The 12,529-nt window shown below is 71.9% G+C and carries 5 protein-coding genes; 3 read left to right on the top strand and 2 right to left on the bottom strand.

The annotated features are described in order from the left end of the window. Positions 1 to 37 precede the first annotated feature (37 nt). A complete protein-coding gene (locus tag AB0D14_RS17880; RefSeq protein WP_362779843.1) occupies positions 38 to 1,594 on the bottom strand; it encodes an alpha/beta hydrolase in 1,557 nt (518 codons plus the stop codon). Between the two features lie 89 nt (positions 1,595 to 1,683). Next, positions 1,684 to 4,524: a lysylphosphatidylglycerol synthase transmembrane domain-containing protein gene (locus AB0D14_RS17875; protein ID WP_362779840.1), complete on the bottom strand. Its 2,841-nt coding sequence runs from the start codon at positions 4,522 to 4,524 to the stop codon at positions 1,684 to 1,686. A 185-nt stretch (positions 4,525 to 4,709) separates the two neighbouring features. On the opposite strand from AB0D14_RS17875, the gene AB0D14_RS17870 reads away from it, so the two are divergent. The 3 genes from AB0D14_RS17870 to AB0D14_RS17860 all read left to right on the top strand — a co-directional run bounded on the left by AB0D14_RS17870 (position 4,710) and on the right by AB0D14_RS17860 (position 12,524). Next, a complete protein-coding gene (locus AB0D14_RS17870; protein ID WP_362779838.1) occupies positions 4,710 to 5,075 on the top strand; it encodes an MGMT family protein in 366 nt (121 codons plus the stop codon). Between the two features lie 302 nt (positions 5,076 to 5,377). Next, on the top strand, positions 5,378 to 8,794 hold the full coding sequence (locus tag AB0D14_RS17865; protein WP_362779836.1) for an ATP-dependent DNA helicase: 3,417 nt from the start codon (positions 5,378 to 5,380) through the stop codon (positions 8,792 to 8,794). A 163-nt stretch (positions 8,795 to 8,957) separates the two neighbouring features. Further along, entirely contained in the window at positions 8,958 to 12,524 is a 3,567-nt protein-coding gene (locus tag AB0D14_RS17860) for an ATP-dependent DNA helicase (protein WP_362779835.1), read from the top strand. The last annotated feature ends 5 nt before the right edge of the window (positions 12,525 to 12,529 follow it).

The following is a 12,529-nucleotide window of genomic DNA, read 5'->3' as shown; positions in this document are numbered from 1 at the left end:
GTTGAACCTGGGGTCATCGTGAGCGGGCCAGGCCTTCTCAGGAGCAGACCGTGCCGGTCGAGGGGACCTTGCCGTCCAGCAGATAACCGTTCACGGCGTCGCGCACGCACTTGTTCCCGCTGTCGTACGCGCCGTGTCCCTGCCCCTTGTACGTCAGCTCGACACCGACGCCCTTGCCCAGCGAGTCCACCATCTTTCTGGCGCCCTCGTACGGGGTCGCCGGATCGCCGGTGTTGCCGACCACGAGGATCGGCGCCGAGCCGGGCGCGCTCACGTCGGGGTGGTCGGCGGCGCCCGCCACGGCCCAGTCGGTGCAGTTGACCATGCCCCACGCCAGATAGTCGCCGAAGAGGGAGGAGGCCTTGCGGAACTCCGGTAGCTTCGCGCGCACGTCGGCGACGGTGTAGCGCGATCTGTCGTCAGCACAGTTGATGGAGACGTTGGCGGCGCTGAGGTTGCTGTACTCGCCGTCCTGGCCGCGCCCGTTCATCGCGTCGGACAACAGCATCAGAGCCTGGCCGTCACCGTCGTACGCCTGCTGGAGCCCCTTGGTGAGGAACTCCCAGAACTCCTGGGAGTACAGGGCCTGCGCAATACCGCTGGTGGCGGCGGTCTGGGTGAGTTCGCGGGGGAGGATCCCCGGGATCGGCTTGCCGTCGAGGTCCTTGAGGAGCTTGGCGATCCGGTCCTTCACGTTCTGCGCGCTGTCGCCGAGCGGGCACTTCTGCGTCTTCGAGGCGCAGTCCTCGGCGAAGTTGTCGAGCGCGAGCTGGAAGCCCTTGGCCTGCCCGAGGGACCCCTGTTCGAGATTCTGCGTCGGGTCCACGACCGCGTCGAAGACGGCCCGCCCCACCTTCTTGGGGAACAGGTGGGCGTACACGCCGCCCAGTTCGGTGCCGTACGAGATACCGAAGTAGTGCAGTTCGTCGTCGCCGAGGACCTGGCGCATCAGGTCCATGTCGCGGGCCGCGTCGGTGGTGCGTACGTGCGGGAGCACCTTCCCGGAGTTCTTCTCGCAGGCCTCGTTGAACTTCTCCGTGTTGTCCAGGAGAGTCTGCCGCTCGGCGTCGTCGTCCGGGGTGCCGTCCTGCTGGAAGTACTCGTCGAGCTGTTCGTCGTCCTCGCAGGTCACACCAGCGCTGCGGCCGACGCCGCGCGGGTCGAAACTGACCAGGTCGTAGCGCGTGCGCAGTTGTTCGTAGTCCTGGCCGAACGAGGGGAGCGTGGTCACGCCCGAGCCGCCCGGGCCACCGAAGTTGAAGAGCAGCGAACCGATGCGCCGGTCCTCGGCGCCGCTCGACGCCGCGCGGATCAGCGCGAGCCCGATGGTGTCCCCCTTGGGCTTGTTCCAGTCGAGGGGTGCCTCAAGAGTCGCGCATTTCCAGGCGTCACCGTCCGGCAGAGCCGACGGGGCGCCGGAGCCGCCCTCGGACTCGGACGGCTCCGGGCAGTCCTTCCAGCTGAGCTTCTGCGCCGACAGGTCCTCGTCCTTGTCCTTGGAGTCGCCGTCGTCGCCGCAGCCGGCGAGGCCTGCCAGCAGCAGAAGGGCGGTGGCGGTCAGAGCGGTGACACGCAGCGGGGAAGGGTTCGGCATGGTCCCATCCTGAGGTCGCTCGGCACCGGCCGCTCGGGACGCGGGCCGTGCGGGTGAGGACCCCGCACGGGCCCTGTCCGTCTCTGGTTCTAGAGCGCGCCCTTGCGCGTCAGGTGGTTGAAGAACAGCCATCCCGGCAGCACGGGCAGCCACAGCGTGAGAAGGCGGTACAGGAGCACGGCGGGCGCGGCGACCTCCTTGGGGAGCCCGACCGCGATCAGCCCGACGGTCAAGGTGGCCTCGACCGCACCCACACCGCCCGGGGTGGGCGCCGCGGAGCCGAGCGCGTTTCCGGCGAGGAACACCACGGCCACGCTGGCGATGCTGATCGCGGGCATGTCCTCGTTGCCGAACGCCCGGATCGACGCGTCCAGGCACATCACGAAGCAGGCCGTCAGCAGGAGCATGCCGCCGATGCCGGTGATCAGCTTCTGCGGCCGCTGGAGGACGTCCAGCATGCGCGGGACGACACCCGCGAAAAGCGACCGCACGCGCGTGGACACGAATTTCCGCAGGAGCGGCACCGAGGTCACCACGAGGACGAGGACCGCCACGGTCAGCAGCCCCGCGATGACGGTCCGGGACGGCGACAAGGAGGGAGTCTTCTCAGTACCGGTCAGGTATCCGAACGACAGCAGCATCAGGATGTGGCAGCCGAGCCCGAACAACTGCGACGCGCCGACACTCGCCACCGCGAGCCCGGGCCGTACGCCCGCGCGCTGGAGGAACCGTGTGTTGAGGGCTACACCGCCCACCGCCGCGGGCGCCACGATCTTCACGAAGGAGCCGGCGACCTGCGCCGCCACGGCCCGCATGAACGGCACCCGCTCGGGCACGAACCCCAGCAGGCTCATCGCCGCCGCGAAGTAGCTCAGCATCGAGAAGAGCACGGCCGCGGCGACCCAGCCCCACTGGGCCTGGTCGAAGAGCGTGCCGAACTCGATGTGCGTGAGCTGCGTCAACAGGAAGTACGCGCCGAACGCACCCGCGATGAAACTGATCAGCGTGCGTGGACGGATGCGCTCCAGACGAGCCGGCTCGACCGGAGCCTGCGGCCTGATCAACAGCACCTGGTGGCGGATCTGGGTGAGCAGATCCTCCTCGCGGGCCCCGTCCAGTGCCTCGTCGATCGCCCGCTTCTCGGCCCGCTGCTCGGCGCGCACGGCTTTCTTGTCGGGCTTCTCCAGGACGGGTCTGGTGTCCTCGGGCGTGTCCTCCAGCTCCTCGGCACGGGCCAGCTTGGCCTGCCGGGAGGCCTCAAGGACCGCCTCGCGCTCGCGCTCCGAACGCTCCCGGGCCAGCTTCCGCAGCGTCGCGCGGTGGGAGCGCGTGAGCGCGATGGGCTGCAGCATGGGCAGGCAGTCGGCGACCGCGTCCGGGCCGAGCACGCCGACGGCCGAGGCCACCGCGCGCTCCGCGCCGACCCGCAGGCCGAGCGTGGTCACCAGCTGCGCCACGTCCATACGCAGCATCAGTTCACCGGCCGCGATCTCGCCGTTGCGCAGGTCCGTGAGGATCACCGTGCCGGAACGATCCACCAGGATCGCGTCCCCCGCCAGCCTGCGGTGCGCGATGCGCCGCGACTGCAGCGCCTGCACCTGGTGCCAGGTCTCGCGCAGCAGGTCGTCGGTGATGTCCTCGTCCGGCAGCGTGTCGAGGGTGCGCCCGCCGATGTGCTCGTAGACCAGCATCACGGCGTCCGGGCCCAGCTCGGAGGTCGCGATCAGTTTCGGCGCGTTGGCCCCGGCCGCGATGGCCGCGTACGCGAGGAGCGCTTCCTGTTCCAGGGCCTGGCGCAGTGACTGGAGGCTGCGGCGCGTGGTGATGCCGCGCAGCGTCATACGGCGCCACGCGCGGTAGAAGAAGCCCTGTGCCTGCTGTTCGCGGTCCACCACCGTGACGTCCAGTGGGGCGCCGTCCTGGAGCGTCACGAAGTACCGGCGGCCACGGTCGCCGTCCGGGGCCTCCGGAGTCTCGTCCCGTGCCGCGCTCACCGGATGGAAGCCGACGTACCGCAGGCCCGCCATCAGGGTCCGGCCCGTGGGCCGTACGTTCGGTGAGCCGACCGCGTACAGCGTCCCGTACGCCACGCTCCAGCCGATCAGCACCGTGAGGATGATCGAGAACGGTGTCGTGTAGCCGGTGACCAGCATGGAGAAGGCGTCGAGCATCAGCACGACCCACAGAACCGCACGCCAGCGCGGTCGTCGCGACATGCCGACGGCCGTCATGTACGCGATGACCGGCGCGAGATAGCCGTGCACCGGGTCGGTCAGGGCGTGGATGTCGCTGGGCGAGGGCTGCGTGAGCGCTTTCTGAATCGAGGCCGGGGCGCCCTGGGCGACCCACAGATCAGTGGCGAGTGTCACTCCGTGGGCGAGGACCGCGGCCAGCACACCGTCGGCGATCCGCAGCCCGTCCCGCTTGATCAGCCGCTCGATGGCGAAAGCGACCGGCACCAGGAGGATCGCGATGCTCGAAGCGAGCCCGGCGATCTTGATCAGCAGGTCGGGTGCCTCGTCGGTGCCCTTGTTGATGTCCTGCGCCAGCCCCGACGTCGTGCCGTGCGCGAACGCGGCGATCGACAGCAGCACGGCGATCGCGAGGACACCCACCAGAAGACGCATGAGGTCGGAGGGGCGGTGCACGCGCGCGGGGAGCAGCGGTTCGTCGCCCTCGACCTCTTCGGCCGGGGCGTCGTCGATCACACCGCCGCTCTCGTCGGCTCCGCTCTCCGTCTCCTTGCGCATGTCCTTCTTCTGGGACGTGTCCGGATCCCCGGACGACCGTGACGCCACGGACGCCCCTGACGTCTCGGACGCCCCTGACGTCTCGGGCGGGCTCTCGTCCGGGTCGTCGCCGCTGTCAGGGCGCGACGAAACCTCAGAGGTGCCCTCCGCGTCTTCGGGATGCACACCCTGCTGTCTCATCGTCTCTTCTTGGTCTCGTATCACCAGTAACCGCCCGCACGATGGTGGCATGCCCCGCCGACACAGGAGGGCATCAGGGTGCGATGCGGGGTCGCACAGTCTGCCCGACGCGCTGCTACGGGGGGAGCGATACGCACAGTCGCCGCCGGGTCACGTTGTCGGCGGGGTGGGGCAGGATGGGTCGGATGAGCGAGCAGAGCCTCCCGGCGGACGCCTTGCCGGAGTACGCGGAGCGGGTCCTCGACGCCGCCGAGCGCATTCCGCCCGGGCGCGTCATGACGTACGGAGACATCGCGGAATGGCTGGAGGACGGCGGCCCGCGACAGGTCGGCCGGGTGATGGCCCTCTACGGAGGAGCCGTTCCGTGGTGGCGGGTCGTCCGCGCGGACGGGACGCTGCTCCCCGGGCACGAACTGGACGCGCTGGCGCACTACCGGGCGGAGGGCACGCCGCTCAAGGAGGCCGGCAGGGCCTCCGAAGGCCACCTCCCGCGCCTCGACATGAACCGGGCCCGGTGGGACGGCGTTGATCGCGCGGAGGGTCATACCTGACAGCTTCCGGCATGGGAACAGCGAGAGGGGGACAGATGGCCCGTACGGGGGAATGCGGGCACGCCCGTGACATGCCGTACGTTCGTGATGCGGGGGACACGGGTGCCAGGAGGGAACACGAGGAAGCGCTGCTTCCACAGCATCCACCGGCGTAGCGTCGACGGCACGCATCCCGCCCATCCCGCGGCCACCGCCCGTCTCGCGCCGCCGTCCGCCCGCCCGCCCGAGCTTGACCCTTCAACGACGGCGTTCCGCGCCGACAGTGACAACCCCGAGCACACCCACCAGGACCGGCGAACCACGTGAGCACCTCTTCCTCCACCAGGCGCCTGTCGTACCCCCAGGGTCGACAGGGGAGCCGTGGCGCTTACCGGCTGGTGCGTACCCCGCCGGCCCGGGTGGCTCCCCCTCAACTGGACGCAGCACAGTCCGCGGCGGTTGACCACGAGGGCGGTCCGCTGCTCGTCCTCGCAGGTCCGGGGACCGGCAAGACGACCACGCTCGTCGAGTCCGTGGCAGCTCGGATCGCACGTGGCGCGGACCCCGAGCGGGTCCTGGTACTGACGTTCAGCCGCAAGGCCGCCGTGGAACTGCGCGACCGCATGGCGCTGCGCATGGGAGCGGCCCGCGCGCCCCGGGCGACCACCTTCCACTCCTTCTGCTACGCCCTGGTCCGGGCACACCAGGACAGCGACCTCTTCGTGGAACCGATGCGATTGCTCTCCGGTCCCGAACAGGACGTGGCGGTACGGGAACTGCTCGCGGGCCAGCCCGGCCTGGAGCGGCTCGGCCTCGCCCACGTGCGCTGGCCGGACGAACTGCGCGCCTGCCTGACGACGCGCGGCTTCGCCGACGAGGTCCGCGCGGTTCTCGCCCGCAGCCGTGAGCTGGGCCTCGGCCCCGACGCCCTCCGGACCTTCGCGCGGCGCATCGGCCGCCCCGACTGGCTCGCGGCCTCCGCCTTCCTCGCCGAGTACCTCGACGTGCTCGACATGCAGGGAGTGCTCGACTACGCGGAACTGGTGCACCGCGCCGTGCTGCTCGCCCGGCGCCCGGGCGTGGCCGAACGGCTCGCCGAGCGGTACGACGCGGTCTTCGTCGACGAGTACCAGGACACAGATCCGGCGCAGCTGCGGCTCCTGGATGCGCTCGCGGGCGGCGGCCGCACCCTGGTGGCCTTCGGGGACCCCGACCAGTCGATCTACGCGTTCCGGGGCGCCGACGTGAACGGCATCCTGGACTTTTCGGATACCTTCCCGCGCGCGGACGGCACACCCGCGCCGGTCGAGGTCCTGAGGACGTCACGCCGGTCCGGCGCCGGCCTGCTGGCGGCCACCCGACTGCTGACCCAGCGCATGCCCCTGACCCGCCTCCCGGCGGAAAAGGTGCGTGCCCACCGGGAGCTCGCTCCCGTACAGGACGGCGGCCAGGTGGAGGTCTACACGTACCCGACGGCCGGTACGGAGTTGGACAACGTCGCGGACATCCTGCGCCGCGCCCACCTGGAGGACGGCGTTCCGTGGAACGAGATGGCCGTCCTGGTACGCGCCGGTTCCCGCGCCATTCCGACGATCCGCCGCGCGCTCACCGCGGCCGGCGTCCCGCTCGACATCGACGGCGACGATCTGCCGCTGCGCCACGAACCGGCGGTGACGCCGCTGCTGACGGCGCTCAAGGCGGTGGCGGCGGCGGAACTGGGGGAAACAGCGCAGGACCCGGTGCCGGCGGGCGAGGAACTCGAAGCGGCCGAGCCCCCACCTGCGCCCCTTCTTTCCGAGGAGCCGGCCCTGGAGGAGCCGGCCCTGGAGGAGCCGGCCTCGGAGGAGCGGGCCGTCCGGGAGAAGTCGTGGCTCGGCATCGAGACCGCGCTCACCCTCCTCGCGTCCCCGCTCGGCGGCATGGACGCCGCCGATCTGCGCCGCCTGGGCCGAGCCCTGCGCGAGGAGGAGCGCGCCGCGGGCAACCACGTGCCGCCGCCCTCCGACGAGTTGCTGGCACGGGCACTGGCCGAGCCGGAGCGACTGGTCGCCCACGACCCCTCGTACGCGCGCGGGGCCCAGCGTCTGGGCGCACTCCTGCGCAAGGCACGGGAGCGCCTCGCCGGGGGCGGCACGGCCGAAGAGGCGCTCTGGGAGCTGTGGGAGGGCACACCCTGGCCGCAGCGCCTGGAGCGGGCCGCCCGGCGCGGCGGCGCGGCCGGGCGCAACGCGGACCGCGACCTCGACGCCGTGTGCGCGCTGTTCGCGACGGCCGCCCGCGCCGAGGAGCGCACCGGCGGCCGCGGCGCCCTCAACTTCCTGGAAGAGGTCGACGCCCAGGACATCGCCGCCGACACGCTCACCCGAAGGGCCGTGCGGCCCGACGCCGTACGCCTGATGACCGCGCACCGCTCCAAGGGCCTGGAGTGGCGCCTCGTCGTCGTCGCGGGCGTCCAGGAGGGTCTGTGGCCCGACCTGCGCCGTCGAGGCTCCCTCCTGGAAGCCGACCGCATCGGACGGGACGGCCTCGCGGAGCCCCTCACTCCCGGAGCGCTCCTCTCCGAAGAACGCCGCCTGTTCTACGTGGCCGCCACGCGCGCGCGTGAACGCCTCGTCGTCACCGCCGTGAAGGCCCCCGCCGACGACGGCGACCAGCCCTCCCGCTTCCTCTCCGAACTGGGCGTGGAGCCCAGGGACGTCACGGGCCGTCCCCGCCGCCCCCTGTCAGTCGCCGCACTCGTCGCCGAACTGCGGGCCACGACGGTCGACCCCCGCGTCTCGGACACCCTCAGGGAGGCCGCGGCCCGCCGCCTGGGCAGGCTCGCCGCGCTCGGCGACGAGGACGGCCGCCCCCTGGTGCCGTCCGCGCACCCCTACCGCTGGTGGGGCATGTACGAACCGACCGAGAGCAAGGTGCCGCTGCGCGACCGTGACCATCCCGTCGTGCTCTCCGGGAGCGCCCTCGACCAGCTCGCCAACACCTGCGCCCTGCAGTGGTTCCTGGGCCGCGAGGTGAAGGCGGACGCCCCCGCGACCGTCGCCCAGGGCTTCGGCAACGTGGTGCACGTCCTGGCCGACGAGGTCGCCTCCGGCCGTACGCCCGCCGACCTCGCCGTCCTCATGGAGCGCCTCGACTCCGTGTGGGAGGCGCTCGCCTTCGACGCGCCCTGGAAGTCGGCGCAGGAGAAGGAGCACGCGCGCGTGGCGCTCGAACGCTTCCTGAAGTGGCATGTCATGGACCGCGCCGAACGGACTCCGGTGGCCAGCGAGCACGACTTCGACGTCACCCTCGAAGCGGGCTCCTACGAAGTCCGCATCCGCGGCTCCATGGATCGCGTCGAGCGGGACGCCGACGGCCGTGCCTACGTGGTCGACTTCAAGACCGGCAAACAGGCACCGAGCGCCGCCGACGTGGCCCACCACCCGCAGCTCGCCGTCTACCAGCTCGCGGTCCGTGAGGGCGCCGTGGACGAGGCCTTCGACGGTGACCGGCCCGACCCGGGCGGCGCCGAACTCGTCCAGCTCCGCCAGGGCGCCCCCAAGAAGGACGGCGGCGAGACCCTGCCCAAGGTGCAGGCGCAGGAGCCACTGGAGGGGGAGTGGGTCGGCGACCTGCTCGCCACCGCCGCGGGCAAGGTCCTCGACGAACGGTTCACGCCGACGACCGGCCAGCACTGCACGCACTGCGCGTTCCGGGCCTCGTGCAGCGCGCGCCCGGAGGGGCGCCAGGTCGTCGAGTGACGGGACGCGGCGCCCCGGGCGGCCGTCCGGGGCGCCGGGGATGAGGCGCGCCGTACGAGGGACGGGAAGTGACGTATGGCACCACACGTGCTGACCTGCGCATCCTCCGGCCCGGCCGCCGAATCGGCACCGACTGTCAGTGGGCGCGGCTAGCCTCTCTGACGTGCCAGCCCGTATCTCCGATCCCGAGCAGCTCAAGGAGCTCCTCGGTATCCCGTTCACCCCGGAGCAGACGGCGTGCATCACCGCACCGCCCGCCCCGCAGGTGATCGTGGCCGGCGCGGGCTCCGGCAAGACGACGGTGATGGCCGCGCGCGTGGTGTGGCTCGTCGGCACCGGACAGGTCGCCCCCGAGCAGGTCCTCGGCCTGACCTTCACCAACAAGGCGGCGGGTGAACTCGCCGAGCGGGTACGGAAGGCCCTGATCAAGGCCGGGGTCACCGACCCGGACGTGATCGACCCGGACAACCCGCCGGGCGAGCCGGTGATCTCCACATACCACGCCTTCGCCGGCCGGCTGCTGACCGACCACGGGCTGCGCATCGGGCTCGAACCCACCGCGCGCCTCCTCGCCGACGCGACGCGCTACCAACTCGCCGCACGCGTCCTGCGCGAGGCGCCGGGCCCCTATCCGGCGCTCACCCGCTCCTTCCCTGACCTGGTCAGCGATCTCCTCACACTCGACTCCGAGCTCGCCGAACACCTCGTACGCCCCGAGGACCTGCGCGCGTACGACGCCGGGCTGCTGCGTGACCTGGAGGGCGCCAAGCTCACCAACGCCGACCTGCGCAAGGTCCCGGAGACGGCCGCCGCCCGGCGTGAACTGGCCGAGCTGGTGGGCCGCTACAGGACCGCCAAACGCGAGCGCGACCTCCTCGACTTCGGCGACCAGATCGCCCTCTCGGCGACTCTCGCCCGCACCCGCCCCGAAGTCGGCGGCATCCTGCGCGACGAGTTCCGGGTGGTCCTCCTCGACGAGTACCAGGACACGTCCGTGGCCCAGCGCATCCTCCTGGCGGGACTGTTCGGCGGCGGCACGGGCCACCCGGTGACCGCCGTCGGAGACCCCTGCCAGGCCATCTACGGCTGGCGCGGCGCCTCCGTGGCCAACCTCGACGACTTCCCCGAGCACTTCGCGCACGCCGACGGCCGTTCTGCGACCCGGCAGTCGCTCAGCGAGAACCGCCGCAGCGGCGGCCGCCTCCTCGACCTCGCCAACGGGCTCGCGGAGCCCCTGCGCGCCATGCACGCGGGCGTGGAGGCCCTCCGCCCCGCCCCCGGCGCCGAGCGCGACGGCATGGTGCGCTGTGCCCTGCTGCGGACGCACGCCGAGGAGATGGACTGGCTCGCCGACTCCGTCGCCCACCTCGTACGCACCGGAAAAGCACCCGGTGAGATCGCCGTCCTGTGCCGCACCGCGACGGACTTCGCCGAGATCCAGGGCGCACTCGTCGCCCGCGACGTCCCCGTCGAGGTCGTGGGCCTCTCCGGGCTGCTGCACCTGCCCGAGGTCGCCGACCTGGTCGCCGTCTGCGAGGTCCTCCAGGACCCCGGCGCCAACGCCTCACTGGTCCGCCTGCTCACCGGCCCGCGCTGGCGCATCGGCGCCCGCGACCTCGCCCTTCTGGGGCGCCGGGCCCGGTCGCTGGTGTCCCACGCGCGCGTGGGGGCCGACGACGATCCCGATCTGCGGCTCGCCGCGGCCGTCGAAGGGGTCGACCCCGCCGAGGTCATCTCCCTCGCGGACGCGCTCGACACGTTCCTGGAGACGCCCCTCGGCGGCGACGGGGACGACGACGGGCTGCCGTTCTCGGCCGACGCCCGCGTACGGTTCGCACGGCTCGCCACCGAACTGCGCGACCTGCGCCGCTCACTCGCCGACCCGCTCATGGACGTCCTGCACCGGGTCCTCGCGACCACCGGCCTGGAGGTGGAGCTCTCCGCGTCCCCGCACGCCCTGGCCGCCCGCCGCCGCGAGACCCTGTCCAACTTCCTGGACGTCGCCGCCTCCTTCGCCGCCAACGAGGGCGAGGCGAGCCTGCTCGCCTTCCTCGGTTTCCTGCGTACCGCGGCCCAGTACGAGAAGGGCCTCGACAACGCGCTGCCCGGCGGTGAGAACACCGTCAAGGTGCTCACCGCGCACAAGTCCAAGGGCCTGGAATGGGATGTCGTCGTCGTCCCGGGGCTCGTCACCGGCACGTTCCCCAGCGGCCAGGGCCGGGAGAAATGGACCGCCCAGGGCAAGGTCCTCCCACACGAACTGCGCGGCGACGCCGACACCCTGCCCGACATCGAAGCCTGGGACTCCCGCGGCATGAAGGCCTTCCACGAGGCCATGAAGGAGCACCAGCACACCGAGGAGCTCCGCCTCGGCTACGTCACGTTCACCCGCCCCCGGTCCCTGCTGCTCGGCTCCGGCCACTGGTGGGGCCCCTCCCAGAAGAAGCCCCGCGGCCCCTCGGACTTCCTGCACGCCCTGTACGAGCACTGTGAGGCCGGGCACGGCGAGATCGAGGCATGGGCGGACGAACCCGAGGAGAACGAGGAGAACCCCGCACTGCGGGCGGCCGACGGAGACCACGCCTGGCCGCTCCCGCTCGACGACCTGGCGATGGCCCGCCGTCGGCAGGCCGCACAGACGGTGCTGGCCCACCTGGAGTCCGGCCACTCCCACGAAACGGCCCACCCTTCGGCTCCCGATGCCCCGGGCCCGTACGACGACCCGGACTGGCCGCCCCCGCCGGAGGAGGACGAGCCCCCCTACGGGGACGGACATTTCACCGACGAGACCGACGAGACCGACGAGACCGACGAGACCGACGAGCCACCTCCTTACGAAGAGACCGATCTCACACGCGAGCTCTCCGACGGCCCGGACGACTGGGACTCGTGGACCCCGGACCGTCCGAGGGTCCCGCACCCCACCCCGGCCCCCGACGCCCGCCCCCACCCTCCCGAGACCCCGCGGCCCACCCCCGAGGAAGCTCGCACCATCGCCTCCTGGGACCGCGACCTGGACGCCCTCACCGGAGAACTCCTGCGCGCCCGCGAGAGCGTCACGGACGTTCCCCTGCCGGTCTCCCTGACCGCGTCCCAGCTGCTGCGCCTGGCCGCGGACCCGGACGGCTTCGCACAGGAACTGGCGCGCCCCATGCCGCGCCCGCCCCAGCCCGCCGCACGCCGCGGCACCCGCTTCCACGCCTGGGTCGAAGCCCGCTTCGAAGAGCTGATGCTCCCGATGCTGGAGCCGGAGGAACTACCCGGCAGCGAGGCCGAGATCGCCGACGAACGCGACCTGGAAGCCCTCAAGAACGCCTTCGAACGCACCCCCTACGCCCACCGAACGCCCTACCGGGTCGAGGCCCCCTTCCAGCTCGCCATCGCCGGACGCGTCGTACGGGGCCGTATCGACGCCGTCTACAAGGAAGAGCCGGAAGAAAGGGACGGGGAGGACGGCGGGACAACGACGTACGAGATCATCGACTGGAAGACCAACCGCACCCGCACCGCCGACCCCCTCCAGCTCGCCCTCTACCGGCTCGCCTGGGCCGAGCAGCGGGGCATCCCCCTGGAACACGTACAGGCAGCGTTCCTGTACGTGCGCAGCGGCGAACTCGTACGCCCCGAGGCCCTGCCGGACCGGGCCGCGCTGGAACGCCTCCTCCTGGAAGAACCACCCGAAGGGGTCCCCGACGAACCGCCGGACCAGCACGCGCGCGTGGACGGATAGGCTCG

It is taken from the genome of Streptomyces sp. NPDC048484 (assembly GCF_040651415.1).
Classification (GTDB): Bacteria; Actinomycetota; Actinomycetes; order Streptomycetales; family Streptomycetaceae; genus Streptomyces.
The sequence above is the reverse complement of the archived record's forward strand: the minus strand, read 5'-3'. Positions and strand labels throughout refer to the sequence as shown.

What these genes read in the sequence shown, in the direction of transcription:
- AB0D14_RS17880 (WP_362779843.1), bottom strand. Translation starts at nt 1,594, where the DNA reads ATGCCGAACCCTTCCCCGCTGCGTGTCACCGCTCTGACCGCCACCGCC.
- AB0D14_RS17875 (WP_362779840.1), bottom strand. Translation starts at nt 4,524, where the DNA reads ATGAGACAGCAGGGTGTGCATCCCGAAGACGCGGAGGGCACCTCTGAG.
- AB0D14_RS17870 (WP_362779838.1), top strand. Translation starts at nt 4,710, where the DNA reads ATGAGCGAGCAGAGCCTCCCGGCGGACGCCTTGCCGGAGTACGCGGAG.